Origin of the sequence: Streptomyces sp. NPDC020681 (assembly GCF_044334895.1) — a bacterium.
Lineage (GTDB): Bacteria > Actinomycetota > Actinomycetes > Streptomycetales > Streptomycetaceae > Streptomyces.
Genome location: NZ_JBIRTX010000001.1, coordinates 627,186 through 652,014, shown reverse-complemented (window position 1 = coordinate 652,014; position 24,829 = coordinate 627,186). Strand labels below are relative to the sequence as shown.

Annotated in this window: 18 protein-coding genes; 11 read left to right on the top strand and 7 right to left on the bottom strand. The window is 71.1% G+C overall.

Annotated features, from left to right (window positions below; all coding sequences use genetic code 11):
• Positions 1-20: 20 nt before the first annotated feature.
• On the top strand, positions 21-614 hold the full coding sequence (locus ACH4YL_RS02650) for a hypothetical protein (RefSeq protein ID WP_398504056.1): 594 nt from the start codon (positions 21-23) through the stop codon (positions 612-614).
• 97 nt (positions 615-711) lie between these two features.
• Entirely contained in the window at positions 712-1,551 is an 840-nt protein-coding gene (gene mltG, locus ACH4YL_RS02645) for an endolytic transglycosylase MltG (RefSeq protein WP_398504054.1), read from the top strand.
• Positions 1,552-1,600: 49 nt separating this feature from the next.
• Here mltG and ACH4YL_RS02640 read toward each other — a convergent pair whose 3' ends face one another.
• From ACH4YL_RS02640 to ACH4YL_RS02625, 4 genes are all read right to left on the bottom strand, one after another.
• Positions 1,601-2,683 carry an NAD(P)-binding domain-containing protein gene (locus ACH4YL_RS02640; protein WP_398504052.1) on the bottom strand — a complete coding sequence of 361 codons (1,083 nt, stop codon included), beginning with the start codon at positions 2,681-2,683 and terminating at the stop codon, positions 1,601-1,603.
• Positions 2,684-2,781: 98 nt separating this feature from the next.
• Complete coding sequence (locus ACH4YL_RS02635; protein ID WP_398504050.1) at positions 2,782-4,326, bottom strand: aldehyde dehydrogenase family protein; 1,545 nt, start codon at positions 4,324-4,326, stop codon at positions 2,782-2,784.
• Positions 4,323-5,663, bottom strand: coding sequence for a 2-oxoadipate dioxygenase/decarboxylase family protein (locus ACH4YL_RS02630; RefSeq protein WP_398504048.1), 1,341 nt, complete (start codon positions 5,661-5,663; stop codon positions 4,323-4,325). Before ACH4YL_RS02630 ends, ACH4YL_RS02635 begins: the two co-directional genes overlap by 4 nt.
• Before the next feature lie 60 nt (positions 5,664-5,723).
• A complete protein-coding gene (locus ACH4YL_RS02625; RefSeq protein WP_398504378.1) occupies positions 5,724-6,914 on the bottom strand; it encodes an NAD(P)/FAD-dependent oxidoreductase in 1,191 nt (396 codons plus the stop codon).
• Positions 6,915-7,012: 98 nt separating this feature from the next.
• Here ACH4YL_RS02625 and ACH4YL_RS02620 point away from each other — a divergent pair, with 98 nt between their 5' ends.
• The 3 genes from ACH4YL_RS02620 (at position 7,013) to ACH4YL_RS02610 (ending at position 10,856) form a co-directional block, all read left to right on the top strand.
• A complete protein-coding gene (locus ACH4YL_RS02620) occupies positions 7,013-7,912 on the top strand; it encodes a LysR family transcriptional regulator (protein WP_398504046.1) in 900 nt (299 codons plus the stop codon).
• Positions 7,913-7,992: 80 nt separating this feature from the next.
• The gene (locus ACH4YL_RS02615; RefSeq protein ID WP_398504045.1) at positions 7,993-8,415 is read left to right on the top strand and encodes a secondary thiamine-phosphate synthase enzyme YjbQ; all 423 of its coding nucleotides are present in this window, start codon (positions 7,993-7,995) and stop codon (positions 8,413-8,415) included.
• Positions 8,416-8,687: 272 nt separating this feature from the next.
• The gene (locus tag ACH4YL_RS02610; protein ID WP_398504043.1) at positions 8,688-10,856 is read left to right on the top strand and encodes a SpoIIE family protein phosphatase; all 2,169 of its coding nucleotides are present in this window, start codon (positions 8,688-8,690) and stop codon (positions 10,854-10,856) included.
• A 164-nt stretch (positions 10,857-11,020) separates the two neighbouring features.
• Here the strand turns inward: ACH4YL_RS02610 and ACH4YL_RS02605 are convergent, their stop codons facing one another.
• The 3 genes from ACH4YL_RS02605 to ACH4YL_RS02595 form a co-directional block, all read right to left on the bottom strand.
• Positions 11,021-12,205, bottom strand: a complete 1,185-nt coding sequence (locus tag ACH4YL_RS02605) for a type III polyketide synthase (RefSeq protein WP_398504042.1) — start codon at positions 12,203-12,205, stop codon at positions 11,021-11,023.
• Between the two features lie 968 nt (positions 12,206-13,173).
• Positions 13,174-14,361 (bottom strand): PucR family transcriptional regulator, encoded by a 1,188-nt coding sequence (locus ACH4YL_RS02600; protein WP_398504040.1) that lies wholly within the window; start codon positions 14,359-14,361, stop codon positions 13,174-13,176.
• Between the two features lie 93 nt (positions 14,362-14,454).
• Positions 14,455-14,637: a hypothetical protein gene (locus ACH4YL_RS02595; protein WP_398504038.1), complete on the bottom strand. Its 183-nt coding sequence runs from the start codon at positions 14,635-14,637 to the stop codon at positions 14,455-14,457.
• A gap of 240 nt (positions 14,638-14,877) precedes the next feature.
• Between ACH4YL_RS02595 and ACH4YL_RS02590 the strand changes: the two genes are divergently transcribed.
• The 6 genes from ACH4YL_RS02590 to ACH4YL_RS02565 all read left to right on the top strand — a co-directional run bounded on the left by ACH4YL_RS02590 (position 14,878) and on the right by ACH4YL_RS02565 (position 24,826).
• Complete coding sequence (locus tag ACH4YL_RS02590) at positions 14,878-15,831, top strand: DUF3068 domain-containing protein (protein WP_398504037.1); 954 nt, start codon at positions 14,878-14,880, stop codon at positions 15,829-15,831.
• 302 nt (positions 15,832-16,133) lie between these two features.
• On the top strand, positions 16,134-17,342 hold the full coding sequence (locus ACH4YL_RS02585; protein ID WP_398504036.1) for a glycosyltransferase family 4 protein: 1,209 nt from the start codon (positions 16,134-16,136) through the stop codon (positions 17,340-17,342).
• Positions 17,343-17,420: 78 nt separating this feature from the next.
• Positions 17,421-18,098 carry a class I SAM-dependent methyltransferase gene (locus ACH4YL_RS02580; protein WP_398504377.1) on the top strand — a complete coding sequence of 226 codons (678 nt, stop codon included), beginning with the start codon at positions 17,421-17,423 and terminating at the stop codon, positions 18,096-18,098.
• Between the two features lie 22 nt (positions 18,099-18,120).
• On the top strand, positions 18,121-22,425 hold the full coding sequence (locus ACH4YL_RS02575; RefSeq protein WP_398504034.1) for an alpha-(1->3)-arabinofuranosyltransferase family protein: 4,305 nt from the start codon (positions 18,121-18,123) through the stop codon (positions 22,423-22,425).
• Complete coding sequence (locus ACH4YL_RS02570) at positions 22,422-24,038, top strand: condensation protein (RefSeq protein ID WP_398504032.1); 1,617 nt, start codon at positions 22,422-22,424, stop codon at positions 24,036-24,038. Before ACH4YL_RS02575 ends, ACH4YL_RS02570 begins: the two co-directional genes overlap by 4 nt.
• On the top strand, positions 24,035-24,826 hold the full coding sequence (locus ACH4YL_RS02565) for a methyltransferase domain-containing protein (protein WP_398504031.1): 792 nt from the start codon (positions 24,035-24,037) through the stop codon (positions 24,824-24,826). Before ACH4YL_RS02570 ends, ACH4YL_RS02565 begins: the two co-directional genes overlap by 4 nt.
• The last annotated feature ends 3 nt before the right edge of the window (positions 24,827-24,829 follow it).

Below are 24,829 nucleotides of genomic sequence, written 5' to 3'. Positions count from 1 at the left end.
GTACGGCATGATGCCCGCCCATGAGAGCTCTCCTTGGGGTGGAACTGCCCGGCTACAGACCCGTCGACCAGGACGTCTGGGCCAATGACGAAGGCGATGTGCTGTCCCTGCACTTCTTCGGCCTGGCGCCGGACCTGCCCGCGTCGCTCGACGACGGTCCGGCCCTGCGCGCCGCGCTCACCCGCATCACCGCCGAGGCGGGCGGCGGCCTGGTCGAGGCCTCAGTGAAGTCGCTCGGACAACTGCCGGCGCTGAAGCAGATATTGAAGCTGCCGCTACCGGGACAGCCCAACGGCCAGGTGTTCATCGGCAGCTTCACCGTGCCCCGTGCGACCTGCAGCACCGTAGTGAAGATCCAGGCGCCCGAGCGCGGAATGACGGGGATGCGCGAGGCGATGGTGATGGCCCAGGTCGGCCACGACAACTACTTCCGGCCCCACCCGTACGCGCCCGAGGTGCGAGGCGGACTTCCCTTCCACGCGGCCGACCACGCGAAGTGGGACGAGCAGTTCCCGGACCACCCGCTCACCCGCGTCCGGCGCACGCTCGATGGGCTGGCCGCGTCGGTGCAGGCGGTGCCCGAGTTCGCCGCGCTGCCGCCGTTCGCTCCCTGAGCCCGGCCCGCGTCCGGGCGCCCGCCGCTCCCCGGAGCGGCGGGTCGCCCCGGCCCGGGTGCCGGGCTCGCCGGCAGGCCCGGGTTAGCGTGCCCGTATGAAGAACGAGCCCTCACTGCCGCGGGCCGGGCGCAGGCGCCGTCCGACCCGTCGTGGCCTGGTCGTCCTCATCGTGACCGCGGTCCTCGTGGTGGCGGCCGCGATTGTGGTGCCGCTGCTGCTCAAGGAGACGAAAGAGGAAGAAAGGTCTCTGCTGGTCCCCGAGGGCTGGCGCGCCTCCCAGGTCTACGCGGCGGTCGACAAGGCCCTGGGCGAGCCGCCCGGCACCACCCGCAAGGCCGCCGCCACAGCACGGCTGAAGCTGCCGGCCGACGCCAAGGGCAATCCCGAGGGGTACCTCTTCCCGGCCACGTATCCGATCGACGACACGACCACCCCGGCGAGCCTGCTCGGTTACATGGTCGACACCGCCAACGAGCGGTTCGGCGCCGACAGCATCACCAGCGGCGCTCATCGCAGCGGCGTGACGGTCTATCAGACGGTGAACATCGCCAGCATCGTGCAGGCCGAGGCCGATACGCCCCAGGACATGGGCAAGGTCGCCCGCGTCATCTACAACCGGCTGGCCCAGCGCATGCCGCTCCAGATGGACTCGACACTGAACTACGCGCTCAACCGCAGCACGGTGGACACCACGGCCGACGACACCAGGATCGACAGCCCGTACAACAGCTACCAGCGGCAGGGGCTGCCGCCGACGCCGATCGACAACCCCGGCGAGCAGGCGATGAACGCCGCGATCAATCCCACGCCCGGAAACTGGCTCTACTTCGTCACCGTGGCGCCCGGGGACACCCGGTTCACGGCGAGCTACCAGGAGCACCAGCGCAACGTGGACGACTTCAACGCCAACCGTAGAAAGGCGACTTCGGGCTAACCGTCCGCGGTGGCTGCGGTGACCATGGTGGCTGCGATCGAGGTCGCGATCACGCCACGGCCGCTTCGTGCTCCAGCAGTTGCCTGATCTCGCGGACCGCTGCCCGGCCCGCCCGGTTCGCGCCGATCGTCGAGGCCGAAGGCCCGTACCCGACCAGGTGAATGCGGGCGTCTTTCACCGCGCGCGTGCCCTCCACCTGGATGCCGCCACCCGGCTCGCGCAGCTTCAGCGGCGCGAGATGGTCGATCGCCGCTCGGAAACCGGTGGCCCAGAGGATCACATCCGCGTCCACCGTCCGCCCGTCGTCCCAGGCAACCCCGGTCGGCGTGATCCGGTCGAACATCGGCAGCCGTTCCAGCACGCCCGTCTCGCGAGCGTGCCGCACGGCGTCATTGAGCGGCAGGCCCGTCACCGAGACGACGCTCAGCGGCGGAAGTCCCTGGCGTACGCGCTCCTCGACCATGGCCACCGCCTCGCGGCCGAACTCCTCGTTGAACGGGCCCTCGCGGAAGACGGGCGGCCGGCGCGTCACCCAGGTCGTGTCCGCCGCGAACTCCGCGATCTCCATCAGATGCTGGGTGCCCGAGGCCCCGCCGCCCACCACGATCACCCGTTGCCCGGCGAACTCCTCGGGGCCGGGGTAGTTGGCGGTGTGCAACTGCCGTCCCCGGAAGGTCTCCTGGCCGCGATAGCGCGGCCAGAACGGGCGGTCCCAGGTGCCGGTCGCGTTGATCAGCGCCCGCGTCGACCAGACGCCAGCCGAGGTCTCGACGCGCAGCCGGCCGCCGTCGCCCTCGCGCACGGCCAGGACGTCGACGGGCCGGTGGACGCGGAGACCGAAGCGTTCCTCGTACTCCGTGAAGTACTCGCCGATCACCTGCGACGAGGGCCGCGCGTCGTCCGCGCCGGTCAGCTCCATGCCCGGCAGTGCATGCATGCCGTGCACCTTGCCGTACGTCAGTGACGGCCAGCGGAACTGCCAGGCGCCACCCGGCCTCGGGGCGTGGTCGAGGACCACGAAGTCGCGGTCCGGCGCCAGTCCGGTGCGCCGCAGATGATAGGCGCCGGACAGTCCCGCCTGTCCGGCGCCGATGACGACCACGTCCACGTCATACGCCCCGAAGTTGTTCACGCTTCTACCAACCGTGCCGGGGCCGTGGATCTTCCCGCACCTGACAGCTCCCGGTGGCAGCTGTAGGTGACGGCTCAGCGAGACCTACCTAAAGAGGCCTACAGAAAGTTCACTCCCTGGGCCAGCGGCAGACTGTCCGAGTAGTTCACCGTGTTGGTGGCCCGGCGCATATACGCGCGCCAGGCGTCCGAACCGGACTCGCGTCCGCCGCCCGTCTCCTTCTCGCCGCCGAACGCCCCGCCGATCTCCGCGCCCGACGTGCCGATGTTGACATTGGCGATGCCGCAGTCGGAGCCGTCGACGGCCAGGAAGCGTTCCGCCTCCCGCTGGTCCCGCGTGAAGATGCTGGAGGACAGCCCCTGCGGGACGCCGTTCTGCAGCGCGACCGCCTCGTCCAGGGTCCGGTACGTGAGCACGTACAGAATCGGCGCGAAAGTCTCATGGCGTACGACGGCGGTCTGCGCGGGCATCCGTACGACCGCGGGCCGCACATACACCGCGTCCGGAGCATCCTCCGCCGGCTGCCGGTCGCCGCCCGTGAGGATCTTGCCGCCGTCGGCCTCCGCCGTCGCCAGCGCCTCGGCCATTGCCGCGTGCGCGGTGGGCGAAATGAGCGGCCCGACCAGGGTGCCCGCGTCGAACGGGTCGCCGATCGGCAGCTGCCCGTACGCATGGACGATCTTCTCCACCAGCTGGTCGGCGATGTCCTCGTGGACGATCAGCCTGCGCAGCGTGGTGCAGCGCTGGCCCGCGGTGCCCGCCGCGGAGAAGACGATTCCGCGTACGGCGAGATCGAGATCGGCGGACGGAGCGACGATCGCGGCGTTGTTGCCGCCCAGTTCGAGCAGACAGCGGCCGAAGCGGGCGGCGACCCGCGGCGCGACCTCGCGGCCCATCCGGACCGAGCCGGTCGCGCTGACCAGCGCCACGCGAGGATCGTCCACCAGCCGTTCGCCGAGCTCCCGGGCGCCGAGCACCAGCCGGTGCACTCCGTCGGGTGCTCCGGTGTCGACGGCCGCGCGGGCGAGCAGCGCGTCGCAGGCGAGCGCGGCCAGCGGAGTGAGCTCGGAGGGCTTCCAGACGACGGTGTCACCGCAGACCAGGGCGATGGCGGTGTTCCACGACCAGACGGCGACCGGGAAGTTGAAGGCCGAGATCACGCCGACGACACCGAGCGGGTGCCAGCTCTCCGAGAGCCGGTGGCCGGGCCGCTCCGACGCCATCGTCCGGCCGTACAGCTGCCGGGACAGACCGACCGCGAAATCGCAGATGTCGATCATTTCCTGTACTTCGCCGAGCGCCTCGGAGCGGATCTTCCCGGCCTCGATGGTGACGAGGTCCGCCAGTTGCTCCTTGTGCTCGGCGAGCAGTTCACCGAGCCGCTTGACCAGCGCTCCGCGCTGCGGCGCGGGCACCGTGCGCCAGACGCGGAACGCCTCGTCGGCCGCGGCGATCGCCGCGTCGGCCTGCTCGGCTGTGGTGACGGGCAGGGTGAACAGGGTGGCCCCGGTCAGCGGCGAGCGGGCGACGACATCGCCGCCGCCCTCGGGCATCCGGGCGCCGCATGCCTGCAGACTCTCGCTCGCCAGCGAGCGCAGGGAGTCGTTTTCGGGAAGCGGAATGCTGGTGCTGGTGCTGGTCAAGGCGTGTCCTTGGGGAGTCCGAGGTCCTGACGGGCCTGCCGTAGTGAACTGTCCTGCTGAGCGGCGTAGAGGTCGAAGGGGTCGTGGACCGGGCGCTCGAGTACGTCCGAGAGCCACTGCTGGTCGTAGTGCGTGCCGGTGGCCGTCGTGTCCCGGGTGCCTTCGTCGGTGAGGTTCGACTGGAAGATCCCGGCGGCGGACTTCGGCAGGAAGTCCTCGTAGACGATGGGACCGGCGCGCAGCCATCCGCCGTCGAGGAGCCCGGCGAGATCCGCGGGCGGGCGCAGACCGTCGCGCGGCCGCTCTGCCGGCGCTTCATAGCGGAAGAATGCCTGCTCCTGGACGGCCAGTTGGCGTTCCGTACGAGGGAACCGCCCGGCCCAGACATCGTCGGGCTCGCCGATCAGCTCGTCGTAGAGCGCGCGGCCCGAACGCGTCAGCGCGATGCCGCGCGCCTCGACCTCGCCGAACCGCACCCGCAGCGCGCCTTCGCCGACGGCGCCGTCCGGCTCGCGGAAGCGTCGCGGCTCGGACAGCGCACGGAACGAGGTCTGCCGCAGCAGCACATCCGGACCGTCCCAGCGCGGCGGCCCCTGGATCCGGTCGATCATCGTGATCCCGCGCTCGCCCATGCGCCGGTAGAGCTCGTCGATGTCCAGCACACGCGGCGTGAGGTGGTTGACATGGGTGCTGGCGACCCCGCCGATGTCGGCGGCGACGGCCGAGATCCGCTCCAACTCGGCGTACCAGGCGCGGTCCACCGGCTCTGGCGACAGCTCGAACGCCGCCACGGCCAAGGTGAGAAAGCGCTCGGCCGCTTCCTCGTCGAGGCCCTCCTCCCGCTCGGCGCGCGCCGCCAGTTCCAGCAAGTCCGGCGGGAAGAGTTCGCGCCGGCCGAGGAAGGACTCCAGCCGGGACTGCAGACCGGCGTCGAAGAACCGCCGGTCGGCGGTGGTGAGCATGGAGGTGAAGACCCGGAACGGGTTGCGCTCCAACTCCTCGGCCTCGATGGGCCTGAAGGCGGTGGAGACGACCGGGACGGAGCTGGCAGCCGCCTCCCGCAGATCGTAGAAACCCACCGGCCGCATGCCGAGCGCGGCGAAGATCTGCGCGGCCTGCCGCATTTCGAGCGCGGTGCCGACGCGGATCGCGCCATGCCGCTCCGCCGTGACCCGCTCGATGCCGCCGAGCCGTCCCGCGTCGCCGTGCTTGCCGATCACCTCGTCGTTGACCTGGGCCGACACCTCCAGCAGCGTGGTGTACGCGGGGACTTCGGCGCCGTACATGTCGGACAGCCGGCGGGCGAACGCGGCCCGCAGCCGCCAGGTCGGGATCATGCGGTCCTCCTTCTGACTCAGGTTCGGACTCATGGACTCGCGGTCTCAGCGATGGTGGGGTCAGATGATGTGAGCCTCGGGGCGGACGGCCGCACCACTGCCTTCGAAGCGGGCCGCGGAGAGCGGTCCGACATCGATGAACGGCGTCCGGTCCAGATACAGGTCGCGGATGATCTCGCCGACCGCTGGCGCCTGCAGAAAGCCGTGCCCGGAGAAGCCGGTCGCATACAGAAAGCCTTCCACCGACGCGGCCCGGCCGATCAGCGCATTGCGGTCCGGCGTCATCTCGTACAGCCCCGCCCAGCCGCTCCGGGCCGGAAGGCCGGCGAGCGCAGGCGCCCGCCGCAGCGCGGCCTCTTGGAACGGCTCCAGCCACTCGCGGCTGAACTCCCGTCCGAAACCCGGCTCCTGACGTGCGTCGGAGAGACCGAGGACGAGCCCGCCCGCGCGGTCGTTGTGGAAGTACATGGTCGAGGCGAAGTCGAGGGTGAACGGGATCCGCGGCGGCGCGGGGCTCAGCGGCCCGGTCAGGGCGATCTGCCGGCGCAGCGGCGTGACCGGCAGATCCACTCCGGCCATCGCGCCGAGCGCCGCCGACCACGCGCCCGCCGCACACACCACCGTCCCGGTCCGCACCGTGCCGGAGTCCGTGCGCACCGCCCGCACCCGGCCGCCCTCGGTGTCGAAGCCGGTGACCGCGCAGCGCGTACGGACCGTCGCGCCGAGCCTCCGTGCCGCGCGCAGATAGCCGTGGACCGCGGCCCCGGGCAGCGCGAAGCCGTCGGCGGGGGAGAAGGCGGCGGCCGCAATGGACCGCGGATCCAGATAGGGGCACAGCTCGTGCGCCTCGCGCGGCGTGATGATCCTGCTCGGCACCCCGAGCTCGTTCTGCACGACGACGGCCTGCCGGAACGTCTCCACTTCCTCCTCGTCGCCGAGGAGGAAGAGATAACCGACGCTGTCGATCCCGATGTCCGCCCCGGGCCGGTCGGCGAACGTCCGCCACGCCTCCAGGCTGCGCTGTCCGAGACCGATGTTGAGCGGATCCGAGAACTGGGCGCGGATCCCGCCGATCGGTTTTCCGGACGAACCCGACGCCGGCTCGTCGCGCTCCAGCACCAGCACGTCCCTCACCCCGGCCTCGGCCAGGTGGAAGGCGACGCTCGCGCCGATGACGCCGCCGCCGACGATCACGACCTCGGCGGAGGAGGGGAGAGGAGCGGAGTCCGGATCAGGTGCGCTGTGAGCCATGAAGGACCGTCCCGTCTGCTCGGTGACAGCCATGGTGGTCGCCCTCGACTCTTCCCGTCCATTGACAGTTTCAGCAGTCGATCTTTTAGATCCTCTCCATGGAACTCGGTGGAGTGCATCTGCGCGCGCTGGTCGAGCTGGCGCGCCGCGGCACCATGACCGCCGCGGCCGCGGCGCTCGGCTACACCCCGGGCGCGATCTCGCAGCAGATCGCCCAGCTGGAGCGGACCGCGGGCGCGGAGCTGATCCGGGGGGTCGGACGGCGCGTCGAGCTCACCGACGCCGGACACACGCTGGTCGACCACGCGGGACGCATCCTGCGGGCCCAGGCCGACGCCGCGGCGGCCATCGAAGGCACCCACACCCGGATCGCGGCCCGGCTGCGGCTCGGCGTGTTCGGTACGGCGGCCGCCGCGTTCCTGCCGCCCGCTCTGCGCTGGCTCGGCGAGCATCATCCGGGCGTGCGGGTGGTGAGCCAGGAGGTCGACGTCGACCAGACGCACGCGGAGGTGTCGGCCGGGCGCGTCGATCTGGCCCTCGGCCTCGACTACCCGGACGCCCCGCTCGCCCGGGACGACGCGTCCGAGCTGGTCCGGCTCCACTCCGAGCGGTTCACGATCGCCGTACGCGCCACGGACGAACCGCCCGCCGGAACGTCCTGGCGGCTGACCGAGCTCGCCGACCGCGACTGGATACTGCCCGCGCCGCAGACGTACTACGGACGCGCGATACGCACGGCCTGCCGCCGGGCCGGATTCGAACCCCGTGTCGTCCATGAGGTCACCGACACCGCGACCTCGCTCGCCATGGTCGGCGAGGGGCTCGGCGTGGCGCCGCTGACCGGGCTGATGCTGGCTCTGCGCTCCGAGGGGCTTGCCGCGGTGCCGCTGGCCGACCATGTCGAGCGTCATGTGGTGGTGGCGGTGCGCGCCGCATCACGCGGGCGGCCGTCGGTCGAGGTGTTGATCGAGGCGCTGCGGCAGGCGGCGACGGCCTGACACGCTGCGGGAGGGCCGGTGCTCGGCGGGCCGCGCGCGCGTCGTCTGCGTGTCCCGGGAACGCGTACGAAGATGGACCCATGCCCGGACCCTTCAGCTCCACGACGCTGCGCATCACCACCGGCGCGGACGAGACCGTGACCGATCTGACCCGCGCCTGCGAACAGTTCCTCCAGCAGAATGCGGGCGGCCGGGACGGCCTCTTCAATGTCTTTGTGCCACATGCGACGGCCGGCATCGCCGTCATCGAGACCGGCGCGGGCAGCGACGACGATCTGCTCGCCGCGCTGCACACCCTGCTCCCGGCCGACGACCGCTGGCAGCACCGCCACGGCAGCCCCGGGCATGGCAGGGATCATGTGCTTCCCGCGCTCGTGCCGCCGCATGCGACGCTGCCGGTGATCGGCGGCAGGCTGGAGCTCGGTACGTGGCAGTCCATCTGCCTCGTCGATACGAACCAGGACAACGTGGAGCGCCAGGTGCGGCTGAGTTTCCTGGCGTGAAGGCCTTCCGCACCCTGCACGCCCGCCCGGCCGACCGGATCGAAAAGGACAAGGCCCGCATGCCGGCACTGCCGCCGGTCGACCCACCCGCCTGCCATCGGCCGCAGCATCGGCGTTCCCTCACTGTCCGCATTCACCGCGCGATCCGCTGGTGTGGGCGAAGCGACCCCCGGTGTTATTCAATGAGGTGTGCGGTCAGGGATCTCGGGGCCCCCGTCGCACGGGTCCGAGTACGGCCCCGGCGCTGCGCCGGGGACTGCTGAGAGAGCCGCATGGACTCCACACCCTCTCCCTCGTCTTCCTCGGCGTTCGACATGGTCAGTAGCGCCCTGGGGCGCTACATCCCGCGCGTCGGAGCGGCAGCGGCCCCCGATCCCGCCGACGCGCAGGGCGACCGCACCACCCGCCCTCGCGTACCCGACAATCCGGCAGCCAGCCGTCAGGATCAGATTCTCGGCGCGGTCAACCTGGACAAGGATCTGAGAATCACCCGCTGCAATCTGGACGCCCCTGTATTCGCGGGTTTGGACGTCGTGGCCGGGAGTCCCTTCGTCGACTCCCTGCCCCCCGGGGACGTACCGACGGTCACACGGCGGTTGCGGCAGGTCCTGGAGACCGGTGAGGCGCACGTCGCCCGGATCCAGCGCCTGCGGCGCGGCGACGGGTCGGAGCTGGTGGTCTCGATGAGCATCCTGCCTGCCGCGCTGCCTCACGAGGGCCTGACCGTCTCCTTGATCGCCATGGCCAGGAGGCTGCACCTGTACGCCGCCGAGACCGCGATCGGCACCTCGCTGGACATCGGCGAGACCGCGCAGTCGCTGGCGCAGTCCCTGCTGGCTTGGGGAGACGTGGCCGCCGTCGACCTCGACTTCGCCGTGTGGACGGGCGAGGGAGTCACCAGGCAGGGGCAGGGGCAGGGGCACATCCGGCTACGGCGGGCGGCTTTGGTGCCGGACCGGGCGTGGCCCGAGGGCTACGTGACTCCGGGCGACGATCTCCCCAGCGATGCGAGTCGCCTGCTGGCGCAGGCTGTCCTGCGGGACGACGCCGCGCAGGCCATCGTCATACCCGACCGGGAGGCGGTCGAGCGGGTACTCGGCAGTCCGCGAGTGATGCGTGCCCTGGTGCCCGGCGACCGGTCGGCGGGTGTGGCGTGCATACCGCTGGTCTTGGACGGCCCGCCGTCCGTCGTGCTGGGTGTTGCGGAGGTCTGGCGGCGGGCGGACCGTCCCTTCCGCGACAGCGAGCTGCTCGACCTGCAGGAACTGGTTGCCAGGACCGCGCATCACGTCGACCTGGCCCGTCAGCACCAGCGCGAGCACACGCAGGTGCTGGCGTTGCAGCGGCGGCTGCTTCCCCGGACCGGCGGCGACACCATTGAGATCGCCAGCGTCTACCAGCCCACCACGCCCGACAGCGCGGGCGTCGGCGGCGACTGGGTGAACAGCTTTCCGCTGCCGGACGGCCGTACCGCGCTGGTGGTCGGTGATGTCGTCGGGCACGGCCTGGGCGCTGCGGCAACCATGGGGCAACTGAGCATGGAGGCCCGCGCGCTGCTGTCCGCGGGGCTCGCGCCCGACGAGGTACTGGAGCACCTGGACAAGACCGTGACGCTGCTGGACGACGCGGAGTCCGGCCTGGCGGCCGGCTACAGCGCCCTCGGGTCGACTTGCTGCATCGCCCTCTACGACCCGGTCAGCCACCATTTGGCGCTGTCCAGCGCCGGCCACCTTCCCCCGGTCCTGGTCTCCCCGGACGGGCACGCGCGCCTGCTCGCGGTCCGCCCTCACCCCGGCCTGGGCGCCGAGTTCGCGCTGCGGGAGCCGTTCGACGTGCACACGTTCGGCGCACCCCCGGGATCCCTGCTCGCTCTCTTCACCGACGGCCTGGTGGAGGATCCGGCCGTGTCGATCGACGAGGGCATCGTCAGGCTGGCGGACGCCGTGTCCAGGGTGCACCCCTGGGATTCCCTGCAGCAGGCCGCACGGCACGTCGTCTCCGAGCTGGCACCTGCGCGCCAGCGCGACGATGTGACCCTGTTGCTCGCGCGGATGATCGGCTACCGCAAGGGGGACACCGCGACCTGGCGACTGCCCGCCCGCGACGACGCCCCCGCCCGTGCCCGCTCGCAGGTGTCCGCGCTGCTGCAAAAATGGCGCACCAGGGACGACACCCGGGACAACGTGCTGCTGCTGGTCAGCGAGCTGGTCACGAACGCGGTGCGCTTCGCCGCCGGTCCCATCACGGTACGGCTGATCAGGGCCGGTCACGGCCTGCTGTGCGAGGTGGGTGACACCGGCAACGGCAGGCCATGTCTGAGCCGGGGCAGCCTCCTCGACGACGGCGGCCGTGGCCTGCAAGTCGTGCACAGGCTCACCACCCGGTGGGGGGTCCGGTGGACGGACTCCGGCAAGGTGGTCTGGGCGGAAGTCGAGAGGTGACGCGGCTGCGGCGCGGGGCTCGGCCGGCGTATGGGAGTGCGGCGAAGGTACGGTCGGCGTGCGTCAGCCGACCCTACCGACCCTACGGGCGGTGCCCTCGGCGGTACCGGTGTCGTGACCGGTGATGCGGGCGCCCGTTTGCTGGTGCATGGCGTGGGATCGCACTACAGCCACTCGCCTTCCAGGGCGGTGGCGGTGAGGCCCGGTGCCGCCGCGTACAGGACGGCGCGATTGCCTGACTTCTGCCCGGCGTCGTGCGCGCGCCGCATGATGTCGAACACGGCGGCGCCTCCGCGGTTGCCGCTGGTGTAGCTGTCCCGGCTGTAGTCCAGCAGCCCCGACGGCCACGCGTCGGGCATCGTCTGCTCCATGTACTCCAGCACCCGGGTCCCGCCGGGGTGCGCGAGCAGCACGTCGGGGTGCCAGGAGTCGGGGTTGTCCTGGTAACGGACGCGCAGCCACTCCCACATCGCGGTGACCGTCTCCTGAACGGCGCGCGGCCCGCGCCGGTCCATCACGAAGTGGTTGCCGTCCGACCGCGTATCCAGGCGGTGCAGATTTTGGGTGCCGGGCAGGGTGTGGTGCCAGGCGGCGTCCAGCCGCAGTACCGACTCGCCCCTCGGGCGGCCCGTGACCACCATGGCGACCGCGGTGTCCGCAAACAGCAACCGGACGATCAGGGATTCGAGAGTGTCGTCCGCAGGCTGGTAGGTCGTGCTCAGCGCCTCCGCGATCACGACCAGGACCACCCTGTCGGGGTCCGCGGCCACGAGATCCGCCGCCAGTGCCAGGGAGCGGGTCCCCGCGATACAGGCCCACTGCGTGGTCGGCAGTAGCATCACGTCGTTGCGGAGCGCAAGCTTGTTGGCCAGGGCGATGTCCAGACCCGGCAGCGCCGGGGTCGTGGAGTGACTGGTGATCAGGCAGTCGATGTCTGCGGCGTCCAGCCCGGCGATCTGCAGGGCCCCCCGCGCCGCACGCTCCCCGTAGGACTGCACGGCCTCCCAAGCCGGCGCGGTGCGCTCCTGGACGGTCTGTGGTGCGGGTATCGCCTCAAGTGCGGCGATCACGCGGTCCACGTCCTGCTGGGTGAACCCGTCGAGCGCCAACGCCTCTTGGGCCGCCCCGATGCCGACAGCCCCTAGACTGCCGCCGTTGCCAGGCGCGACGGCGGTCTCCAGCGGCAGCATCCACCCGCGGGTCTCAATGCCCGTGCTGGCCGCGATGCTGTCGATCCGCGTCGCCCACGCCGCGTGCGGATGCCGGCCGCGCACTTCCGCCACGATCTGGCTGGTCTTGACGTCGTGCTCGCCGTGTATCACGGCAGGAGGACAGAGGTAAGCGGCCATAATGGTGCACCTTCCATGAGAACAAGCAGGAATGTCACGAGTGCTGTGTCATGGGTCACTTTGGGATTCCGCGCCCAAGACGTTGCCGATGGACTCCACTTCGGGAGTCGGTAACCGACTCGAGCATGGACGATAAAAGGACATTTCCGCTGTGATGTAGACAACTTGGCCAGCCCTGAAATACGTGACACGGCACACACCGCTGAAACAGGGGCGCTCAGTGCGGTTCCGCAAGCCTTACTTGACCTACCGTCAACCGGGACGGCTGCCTGGCCACAGCCGCGGAGCGGGGCGCCACCCTGGCGGCACGGGCCGCAACGCACGGGCTCCCGTGCGTTGAGGGAAGTGTGCGTCGTCTCAACCCATCGGCACAGGAGCATCGTTGGTTTTTTGTCCTGCCGCACCAGAGCGCTCTGGTCGGGGTGGTGTACCTGCCCGGCACGACAAACTCGCGCATATCGCGGCCGGCTTCGGCATCTCCGTCTGCACCGCACACACCTGCACGACCGCGGTGATCGGCCTGCTCACCGACCGCGAGCCCGGCCTGCTGCTCTTGCGTGGCGGTCGCGGTCAGTTGCGGCCCCGGATTCGCGAACGTGCAGGTCCTCGGCCGCGTCACTCTGAGCGGCCCAGCGAGTAACCGTTGGGAGAACTCCGGCCAGGATCTCCTCTCCCAGATTTCTGAAGAAGCCGTGGGCCGTGTCTCGCCCGCCCGGTTGGTCTGTGGCTCTCTCGCCGGGCCAGTGCGCGTCCATGCTGAGGGTTGCCCTGACGGAGTCTCGCGGATGCCAACCAGGACAACGTGGAGCGTCAGGTGCGCTGAGTTTCCTGGGTTGATCAAGATCGGGTGCACTGCCGCAACACGGCGGGCTTCGGCACCGGCAGGGATGTAACTGACCCCCGCTTCAAACACCCTGACGGGCTGTCAGGCGCGAGGCATCCGACAGTCCGTCAGCGTCGCCCCCGGGTCAGTCAGGCGGTGGGACGAGATCACCGCGCAGCCGCCGAGCGCGAAGCACCAGCTCCAGTTCGAAGCGGCGGTCCGGGTCGTCCAGGTCCTCGCCCCACAACTCACGGAGCTGTCTCAGCCGGTAGCGCACGGTCTGCGGGTGGACTCCGAGCCGGGCGGCCACCTCCGGCGTGCCACCCCGCGTTTCCAGCCAGGCCAGCAGGGTCTCGGCGAGACGGTGGGCGTGCGCCGGGCCGCCGGACTCGTCCAACTGGGTGAGCCGCCGCCGCGCCAGCTCGTCGATCAACTCCCCTGCGGGCAGCAGCACCAGGGCTTCGACATGCTCGCCGCAGTGCAGGAGCCGCCCTTGCGGCAGCAGGCCCTGCTCGATCATCCCGACGGCGGTCTCCGCCCAGCGCAGCGACGTGGCGGCCTCCGTCAGGGGAACCGACGGGCCGATCGCGCCGGACCAGTTGGCCATCGCCCGGTGCAGCAACTCCGCGCGCCCGGGGGCCTCCGGGTCCGGCACCACCATGCGCGGGTGCTCGCCCTCCATGTCGAGCAGCACCTCGACGCCCACGGCGGGGGCGACGGCCTCTTGGGCGGGGCGGAGCAGCACGGCCACCGCCACCTTTTCGGGCAGTTGCCAGCCGATGCCGGCCGCGCGGTCGGCGAGGAAGGCGGACGGATCCGTGCGGTGCTCGGCGAGCAGGAGCTCGACGAGTTGTCGTTGCAGGCGCAGCCGCTCCCCGGCCTGGCGGGCGACGGCCTCGGCGTAGCCGCGTACCGACTGCGCCACCATGACGTCGAGGTACTCGAACGCGGACTCGGCGAGTTCGTACATGGCTGCGGGCGGGATGTCGACCTGCTGGCCGATCTCCGCCATACGCCGCCAGGAAAGGCGTACGCCCAGCCGGTAGATGCCCTGCAAGGAGTCCAGGCTGCGCCCCTGCGTGACTTCACCGCGCCCGAAGTCCTGGAACATCTCCGGAAGGGCGCGCGGCCGGTCCGACCCCGTGGTCATCTGCTCCACGAAGAGCTCCAGCGCGTGCCGGATCGCCACCAGGGCCTTCGGCTCTCCGGACTCGTCGGCGATGAACGCCAGACCCGGATATTCCCGTCGGATCTCGGCGAGGATGTCCTGTGCAAGCTCGGGGACCTGCTCCAAGGCTCGGTCGGCGAACCGCTGAATCTGTTCTCGTGGCACGTCGTGCCACGCTGACGACGCTGCCACAGCAGCACCTTCTCCCGGACGTCCGGTCCGCACGCCGCTCGATCAGCGGGCCTGGATCTTCACAACCTAGCCCGCGCTCGGGCTCGGTGTGCTGGACGTCCCGTTGGCGGGAGGGTCGGGGAACGTGACGAGCGGCACATTCTGCTGCTCGGGCGTGACATTGAGGGCGGCGACGATTCCGAAGGCGGCGACTGTGGCCAGGACGGCGGAGGCGACGCAGGTCAGGAAGGCGGCGAGCAGTCTGGGCATGAGGGTGATTGGCCTCTCTATCGATGAGGTTGTCACCCAGCGCGCCGGCCCGGTCCGGCGCGATCAGTATGCGAGTCGCATTGACAGGTGGTCAAGCTCCGCCTAATTTCGCCGGTCACAGCGCTGTTACTCCCGGGTACGCCACTCCTCGGCCCGGACAGGCTGAGATCCGTGCGTGTGACCCCTTCCCGCACGGTCCGTGAAACGCCCCGCATATCCCGCCCGCATTGGAGTACCCGCATGCGCCGTTCAACGTCGCGTTTGTCCCTGATTCTGCTGGGTACTGGCGTTTTTCTGCTGGTACTCACTCAGCTGCTCGCCTGGTACGTGGAGCCGCGTGCCAAGCGCACGCCCACCGACGTGAACTCCACGACGGTCTTCACTGGTGAGGGTAGTTATTTCGACACCGGATCCGTCTCCACGGTGGACGGCCAGACGATAACGATCACCCGCCGGGTGCTGGGCGACGTCGCCGGCAGCGAGCGCAGCGGAAACGCGATCTGGGACGTGTCGACACAGATCGACACCCCGAAGACGCTGCCGCTGGCCGACCCGCGGAAATCCCTGCAATGGACCACCGAACGCTGGGTCACCGACCGCCGCACGAACCTGCCGGTGCGCTGCTGCGAGGAGAAGCCCAAGTTCGAGGGCGAGGCCTACCTGAAGTTCCCGTTCGATGTCGAGAAGCGCGCTTACACCTGGTGGGACAGCACCCTGGGTGCCACCGTGCCGCTGGAGTTCAAGGGCACCACCAAGATCCACGGCCACCGGGGCTACGTCTTCGTCGGCACCGTCGCGGCCACCCGCACCGGCGGCCGTCAGGTGCCCGGCGTGCTGGTGGGCCGCCCGCAGGGCCAGGTCCTCGCCGAGGAGTGGTACTCCAACGCGGGGATTGAGCTGACGGTGGACCAGCGCACGGGCCGGATCATGAACGCGGTGATCGCGCCGACGAAGACGCTCCGGGCCCCGGGTTCGAAGAAGGACGCGGTCACCCTGCTGTCCAGCAAGCGGCTGGAGTTCACCGAGGCGACCCGGCGCGAGCAGGTGACGCTGGCCGCGGACGACGGCAATCGGCTGAAGCTGCTCGGCGAGACTGTGCCCGTTGCGGGCGGGATCGCGGGCGGTCTGCTCGCCGCCGCCGGCGTGCTGATGCTGATACGTGGCCGTCGGCAGACAGAACACTCAAGCGAGTGATGAAAGTGGGCCGCCGGCCGGCCCAAACTTGTCACCCGCGTGAGTAGTGGAACGAATGACTCGAACGAACACTTGGGTTACCCCGCAGTAGGAACCAGTGATTCCGGTAGGTGCCAGGCTCTCACCCTCAGGAGTCCGCCACCGGCCGGATGCTCAACGGTGCCGACCGCACATGCCGGTCGGCACGGTCCCGGCAGTACCGGCCGGTACCCCGCACACCGAGCCAGCCCAGCGCTTCACCCCCGGAAGCCCGGCAATCCCTCACCCGCCTGCCCCCGCAGCAGTCGAGTTGGAGCACCACTATGCCCCAGCACGCGTCCGCTCTGGCCTCCGGCCAGGAGGACTCCGTCCCCGCTCAAGCCCGCACCGGCAGCGCAGTCACCAACTCGCTCGCCGATGACCCGCACATCGCACCCGTCGCGGAACCTCTGCCGCGCCGGATCACCTTCCTCGCCCGCCGTGACCTGGGCAACCAGGCCGCCGGCGGCTCGGAATTGCTCATCGACCGGATAGCCGGCGGTCTGACCGCCGGCGGCCACGAGGTCACGCTCGTGTGTGGCGGCCCAGCCGCAGAACGCGAGTACCGCGTGGTCTCTGCGGGCGGTGACGCAGGACACTTCCTGCGCGCCAGGAAGACCGTCGCCCGCGAGGTCGGCGACTGCGACCTGCTGGTCGAGGTGTGCAACGGCATGCCGTACCTGGCGCCGCTGTGGCACCGCGGACCGACGTTGTGCCTGGTCAACCATGTGCACACCGATCTTTGGCAGATGCGTTACCCGGGCCCGGCGGCCCGGCTCGGCCGCAGGCTGGAGCACTGGGCGCTGGCAGGCACCCACCGCGCAAACCTGATGGTGGCCGTTTCCGAGTCGACCGCCGCCGAGCTGCGCGGCATCGGCGTGGCCGCGGACCGCATCCGGATCGTCAACAACGGTGTCGAAGACCCCGGCGCGCTGCTGCCCGAGGCGAAGGAACCGCTGTTCCTGGCCGTCGGCCGGCTGGTGGAGTACAAGCGCATCGATCTGCTCCTGCGGCTGTGGGAGCGGGTCCGTCCGGTCACCGGCGGTCGGCTCGTCATCGTCGGTGACGGCCCCGAACGCGAGCGGCTGGAAGCCATGGCCGGCCCCGGTGTGACGTTCGCCGGCCGGGTGTCGGAGGCCGAGAAGCACCGGCTGATGTGCGAGGCCTGGCTGCTGTTGCATCCCTCCCTCGTCGAGGGCTGGGGGCTGGTCGTCACCGAGGCCGCCGCCCGGGCCACTCCCGCAGTCGGTTTCGACATACCGGGCCTGTGCGACTCCATCGAGGACGGGGAGACCGGGGTGCTGGCCCGGGGTGAGAGTTCGTTCGCCGCCGCGTGGTGCGCTCTGTCGCTCAGTGCCCACCGGCGCGCAGCCATGGGACGTGCCGCCGCGCGTCGCGCCGAGCGCTTCCGCTGGAGATCGACGGTCCGTCAGTTCCAGGCGGTCGCAGCCGAGGCCGCAGCGCTCGCCGCCGCGCCGGGACGCGGGAGGTGAGCGGCCATTTTCGATGTCACCGAACGCGCGTTCAAGGATCCGTCGTTGCGGCGATCGGCCACCCTCTTCCGGGCGTTCATGCGCGAACAGAGCGACCCCGAGCGGTGCTACACCCTGCTGGCCCGTGACTCGGTCGCACAAGTGGCACGTCACATCGACCTGCCCGGCAAGATCGTCGTCGACATCGGCGGCGGCAGCGGCCACTTCACCGAGGAGTTCCGCCGCCGCGGCGCGCGAAGCTACCTCTTCGAGCCCGACCTGCGGGAGCTGAGCGCACGCGGCCCGGTGACCGAGGACGCGGTGCTCGCCGACGGCTATCTGCTGCCGCTCGCCGAAGGCGCGGCGGACGTGTGCTTCTCGTCCAATGTGCTGGAGCACGTGTCGGACCCGCAGACGTTCATCAGCGAGATGGTGCGGGTCACCCGCCCCGGCGGACTGATCTACCTGTCGTTCACCAACTGGCTCTCCCCGTGGGGAGGTCACGAGACAGCGCCGTGGCACTACCTCGGGGCCGACCGGGCCCGTAAACGCTACGAACGGCGCACCGGACGCGAGGCGAAGCACACGGTCGGCGAAAACCTGTTCCCCGTCCACATCGGTCCCACCCTGCGGCACGTCCGCGGCCGCGACGACGTGCAAGTCGTCACGGCGCGGTCCCGTTACTGGCCGTTCTTCGCGAGCACGATCACCCGGGTGCCGGGACTCCGCGAGATCGCCACCTGGAATCTGCTGCTGATTCTCAGGCGAAGCCCATGAGCAAGCGAAGCGAGGAACGGTCATGACCACTACGGTCCAGGCGCCCACCCGGGCGCCGCAGCCCGGCCCGACGCCGTCCGAGGCGTCCGGGGCGTCCGGGGCGCCGCGCGGACGACGTCTGCTTTTCGGCTTCTGGGCCGTCGTGCTGGTGTCCTTCCTCGCGGTGTCACCGGGGAAGATGACGTTCGAGACCAAGCTCGGCGTCGCCCTCGACCCCTGGCGCTTCCTCGGCGACCTCGGTTCGCTGTGGAACGGCAACGTGGGCCTCGGCGGCATGGCCAACCAGTACATCGGCTACGCCTTCCCGGCGCTCCCTTACTACGGGTTCATGGACCTGCTGCAGGTGCCGGTGTGGCTGGCCGAGCGGCTCTGGCTGTCGATCATCGTGACCGCCGCCTTCTGGGGTGCGCTCAGGCTCGCCGAACGGCTGCGCGTGGGCACGCCCGCGACACGGCTGCTCGGTGCGGTGGTGTACGCGCTGTGGCCCACCTTCACGATCGTCATCGGCTCGACCTCCGCCGCCGCGCTGCCCGGTGCCCTGCTGCCCTGGGTGCTGCTGCCGCTGACCTCCGCGGCGCTGAGCCCCCGTATGGCCGCCGCACGTTCGGCCATGCTGATCCCCTTCATGGGTGGTGTGAACGCCGCCTCGACGCTGGCCTCGCTGCTGCCCGTGGGTCTGTACCTGCTCAGCCGCCCGGCCGGCCGGCGCCGGCGCGCGCTGCTGGGCTGGTGGATACCGGGCGTCGTGCTGGCCACCGTGTGGTGGGTGGTGCCGCTGCTCCTGCTCGCCGTCCACGGCGAGAACTTCATGCCGTACGTCGAGCAGGCCGACACCACCACCGCCACCATGTCCGCGACCGAGCTGCTGCGCGGCGCCGGCAACTGGGTGGCGTATCTCAACTTCGGTGAGGCATGGCTGCCGGCCGGCTGGACCGTCGCGGCGTCCGTCATCACCGTCCTGGGTTCGGCGTTCGCCGCGGCACTGGGGCTGGCGGGCCTGGCCCGCCGGGACCTGCCGGAGCGCCGCTGGCTGCTGCTGACCGTCCTGGCCGTCGTCCTGATCACGCTGGCCGGGTACGGCGGCGCCTTCGGCGGTCCGTTCCACGGTGTCGTGCAGGAGTGGTTGAACGGGTCGCTGAAGCCCTTCCGCAACATCTACAAGTTCCAGCCGGGACTGGCCCTCGCGCTCGCCCTCGGCCTGGCCCACCTGACGGCTGTGCTCTCCGTGAGCACAAGTGCTCGCGCACTTCCCGGTCGCCGCTGGGCGCCCGCGGTGGTGGCGGTGCTGGTACTGCCCGGCCTGGCCCTGCCGTACCTCAATGGCTCGATCCTGCAGCCCGGCGCCTTCACCAAGCTGCCCACCCACTGGGAGAAGGCTGCCGGCTGGCTCAAGGACAACGCCCCGAACAGCCGGGCCATGGTCGTACCGGCGACGGCGCACGGCATCTACACCTGGGGTTCGCCCATCGACCAGCCGTTCGACGTGCTGGCCGAAACGCCCTGGGCGCAGCGTGACTTCGTGCCCTTCGGTACACCCGGCTCACGCCGGGCGACGGACGCCGTCGAGCAGGCGCTGCTGTCCGGCACCGAGGTTCCGGGCCTTCAGGCATACCTGGCACGGGCCGGCATGCACGAAGTGGTCGTGCGCAATGATCTCGACCCCGACCAGATCGGTTATGTCCCGCCGCAGACGGTGAAGCGGACCCTGGAATCGTCCGGCTACAAGAAGGTCGCCGGGTTCGGCCCGCTCGTGACCGGCGGGCGCATCGCCGCCGACACCCCGCTACAGGTGCAGGGGCTGTATCCGCGGCTCCAGTCCGTGGAGATCTATCAGCCGCAGGACCGCGACAGGCGTCCCGACAGGGTCGGTGTGTCGGCCGCGGCCGACACGGCCGTGGTCAGTGGCGGACCCGAGTCGCTGCTCCAGCTGTCGGCCGATCCCTCGATGGCCGACCGGCCGGCCGTACTGGCCGGGGACAGTCTTCCCCAGGGCGTCACCGCACCGGTGAAGGCCGTCGCGGACGGGCTGCGCCGAGCCGACACCCGGTTCGGCCTGGTCAACAACAACACCTCGTACACGTACACCGCGGACGAGCGCAATCACTCCGGCAGCCTGCAGAACCCGGGCGAGAAGCCCAAGCAGATCCTGCCGTCGGAGGGCACCGATCACCAGACGACGGCCGACCTGCGCGGCGCGACGTCCGTGACGGCCTCCAGCAGTGGCAACTGGCTGTTCCACCTGCCGCAGTACGACCCGGTGAACGCCTTCGACGGCAACCCGGACACCGCGTGGGCCGAGGGCAGCCCGGGCAAGCCGGCCGGTCAGTGGCTCAAGGTGGACTTCTCCGGGCCGACCGACATCCCGGCCTCCATCCAGCTGAGGCCCCTCCCGGGCGACAGCATGCGCGCCGCGCCCACGCGGGTGCGGATCGAGACCGACCGCGGTTCGGCCGAAAGCCCGCTGCAGACGAATGGCCAGCCGCAGAGCGTCAAGGCGCCCGTCGGCGAGGCCTCCTGGATGAAGATCACCGTCCTTGCCGCGCAGCAGGCGCGGCCGGGGCTGTCCGGGGCCGGCTTCTCCGAGGTGTCGATCCCGGATGTGCAGGTGACGCGCATGCTGGCGCTGCCCGCCGACGCGAAGCGCACCGACGCGGCGTCGACCGTCTACTCCCTGCACCGCGGCACCGACGCGGGCGGCCTGTCGCCCGTATCGGCCGAGGTGGGACTGCACCGGCAGTTCAGCACCCAGGAAGCGGGCGAGTACAAGGTGTCGGCGCGAGCCGTCGCCGTGCCCGGCGGCCCGTTGGACGAACTGCTGGACCGTTCGGCTCCGGGACCGAAGAACCGGGTGACGGCCTCCGCGGACTCCACCAGCCGCAACGGCATGTCACTCAGCGCCCGCAACCTGGTCGACGGTGATCTGACGACCGCCTGGATCGCAGGCGACCGGCCGGTCGTCCACCTGAGCTGGCCCAAGAAGGAGAAGGTCGACGAGATCATCCTCGCGCCGGCGGGCGGGGTGTCCACCCGGCCCGAGCAGGTGCTGATCAGCTCGCCGCACGGCTCCGCCACGGCTGATGTGGACGAGAACGGGCGGGTGCGCTTCCCGGAGATCGAGACGAACCGGCTCGACATCACCGTCAGCAGGGTCGCCCCGCTCACCGTCCACAATCCGGTGGCGGACGCGCAGTTGCAGCTGCCGGTCGGGCTCAGTGAGGTCCACGTTCCCGCGCTGGCCGACCTGCGGGTGCCGCCTCCGAAGCCGTCCGCGCGCTTCTCGCTGCCGTGCGGTGAGGGCCCGGACCTTGCCATCGGCGGTGTCCTGCACAAGACGAAGGCCTCCGGATCCGTCCGGGACCTCACCGAGCGGCGTCCCGTCACCGTCGAACTCTGCGCGGGAGAGGAAAAGGACGGCACCCTGGACCTTCCGGCCGGAGAGCACGAGGTGGAGGCGGGCGACGCGGGTCCGCTGGCGATCACCGACGTCACTCTGACCCAGGGCACCCCGCAGGAGATCGCGGGAGCCGCGGGCCGCGAGGCCACCGTCACCAAGTGGACCGACGACAGCCGGACCGTGTCGGTGTCGGCCGGCTCCGGCGAGGCCACGTACCTGCAGACCTACGAGAACGCCAACGACGGCTGGAAGGCCACCCTGGACGGCACGGAGCTGGAGTCGGTGCGGCTCGACGGCTGGCAGCAGGCCTGGGTGGTCCCGGCCGGGGCGTCCGGCACGGTGAACCTGGAGTTCGAGCCCTCCAAGCCGTACCGGGCCGCCCTGATCGGCGGTGTGATCGCGCTCGTCGCGCTGACCGCACTGGCCTTCGTGGGCCGCAGGCGCGCTGATGAAACCGACGAGGAGCTGCCCGAACCGGCGGCCCCCGGGATGCTGCTCGGGACGCTGGCGCTGACCGCCGTCGTCGCGGTGGCGGCGGGTCCGCTGGCTCTGGTGGTGCCCGTACTCGCCGTGGCGGCCCGGTTCAGGCCGGCCGTCCTGGTGCCGACCGCCGCGGTGGCGATGACCGGAGCGGGCATCGCCGCGGCCGTCGGAGCCGGGGAGCCGGCTGCCGCCGGGCAAGGCGCGTTCAGCGCCTTCGCCCAGGTACTGGCACTGGTGGCCCTGTCCGCCGCCTTGGTGACGGCGGTAAGCCCGGCGTCCGCGGCCGCCGGTCGGAACTGCGACGGCGGTGCCGACGCGCCGGAAAGCGACGGCGGTGACGACGCGCCCGTAGCCGGACCGGTGGTCACGGCCCGGCAGGGAAGCACGAGCGCCGGGGACGACCGGACTGAGCCGCTCCCTCGGCATCCAGGAGGCGGTGGCCCGTCATGACCTCGTCGCGGACCGCCGCCGGACGGGGGACCTCAACCCCTCCCGGCGGGGTCCGGATTCCCTTTCCGACCATCGATGAGGTGTCGCGGCACTGCCTCAGTGACGACGAGCCGGAGACCGTACACATCGAGGTCCATCTGCCCGGACGGCTGGACCCGGCACGGTTGCGGACCGCGTTCCGGCGGGCGCTGCTGACGCACCCCCGGGTGCTGATGCGGGAAGTGCCCGGCCGCCGGCACCGGCAGTCCTTCGCGTGGGAGCTGACCGGCGAACCGGACAGCGACCCGGTGAGCTTCGCGCGGCCGGGACCCGACGCGTTGGACCGCGCCCGCGCGCGAGCCCTGACGGAATGTCCGTCGCTGGCCCTGTCGCCGCCGATGCGCCTGGAAGTCATCGAGGTGGACGAGGGAACGACCGCCGGTGAGCCGCCGGAGGCGGGCGTGCCGGAGGCGACCCGGACCGTGCTGCTGCTGACGATGCATCACACGGCCCTCGACGCAGGGTCCGGGCTGCGGGTGCTCGCCACGACCGCGGAACGGTACGGCGGCTCGGCCGCTCTCCCTGTCCCCGGGCCGGTTCGGCCGGACCCCTCGGGGCCGGCCCCGGCCGCGACCGACGGAACGGCCCGCGCGGTCTGCGCGCGGCCCGTGCGAGTCGCGCCGGACTCCCGCCCCGAGCCGGTGCGCGCCCGCGCTGCGGGCAACGGCATGCTGCAGGCGGAGCTGCCCGTTCCGCCGCGTGTGGGTCGGACCGGCGGGCCCGCGCCGTGGACCGTCAATGACCAACTGCTGGTCGCGGCGTCACTGATGGTGGGCCGCTGGAACGTCTCGCAGGGCAGGCCGGCCGGTCCGGTGCGGATCACCATGCCCGTCGACGACCGTCCGCGCGGCAGAGAGATGCCGATGGGGAACGGAACCCGGATCGTCGAGGTGGCCATGACCTCCGAGGACCCGCGCGACACGGACCTGCTGCTCGGTGAGCGGCCGGACCTGGCGGCCGTGGCCCGGTTGCTGGGCACCACCGCTCGGCGCACCCGCGCGCTGAAGTCGGCCCAGGGTGCGCCGCTGGGTTCCGGGGCGAGCCTGTTGACCGCGCGGCTGCTGCCGGTCGGAATCCGGGGCGCGCTCACCCGTGGCGCGCGGCGGGCGGCCGCGCCCTGGACGTCGACGGCGCTGGTCACGAATATCGGGCGCGTTCCGTACTCGCTGGACTTCGGTGACGCCGGCCGGGCGAGAGCCGTGTGGTTCTCCGCACCGGCGCGGATGCCGCGCGGGCTGAGCGTGGCGGCGGCTTCCACCGACGGGCGACTGCATGTGACGCTGCGCTGGTCGCGGGCGCTGCTCGGTGACGCGGCGGGCGCGCACCTGGCGGGCTTGTTCGAGCAGTCGCTTTCGACGACGTCACAGGTGACCAGGGCCGGGTCGGACGCTTGGGGTGTGGGGCCGGAAGCCGACATTCCGGAGGCGGACGCCACCGCTCCGGACCCCGGGACGCCCGGAGTTCGGGACAAGGCATGCCGACCCGGCGGGCCGTACGACCGCGACGCATTGCGTCCGGACCCGACACCGGGTGGAGCCTGCTCCGCCCGGGAGAACCGTGGGAAGGCGTCATGACCCCCTCATCCAACGGCTCCGCCGCCGGGAACTCGCCCGAGGCACCGGTGCATTCGCCGACCCGGCCCGTCCCCGGGCTGCGGGATTTCTACGAGGACCCCACCGTCCCCGTCGCCTCCGGCGAGGCCCGTAGTCTGCGCCAGGCCCAGATGCTGGCCGATGCGCTCGGGCCCGCCGGGCCCGGCCGCCCGGCCGCGACCGTGCTCGACGTGGGCTGCGGTGACGGCTCGGCGGCCGCGACCGCGGCCCGCGTACTGAAGGGGCACCGCATCGTCGGAGTCGACTGGTCGCAGGACGCGCTGCGCCGGGCGGCGCCGCGTCTGAGCCAGGTCGTCCGCGGCGAGCTGACCGGCGGTGGGCTGCCGTTCGCCTCCGGCAGCGCCGATGCCGTGCTGTTCAGCGAGGTCGTCGAGCACCTCGTCGACCCCGACAGCGCCCTCGACGAACTGCACCGGGTGCTGCGACCCGGGGGGCATCTGATGCTCTCCACGCCGAACCTTGCCGCCTGGTACAACCGCGGGCTGCTGCTCGCCGGAGTCCAACCGGTGTTCTCCGAGGTGAGTCTGCGCCGCATCCACGGCAGGCCTGGCAGCCAGGTGGTGGGCCATCTGCGGCTCTACACGGCGCGCGCGCTGCGCGAGTTCGTGGCGGCGTCCGGGTTCGAGGTGGTGACGGTCGCCGGTGCGCCGTTCCACGGAGTGCCGCGCCCGCTCCGCCCGCTGGACCGCTTGGCCTGCCGACTGCCGTCCCTCTCCTCCATCCTCCTGGTGCACGCGAGGAAGGTGTAGCCC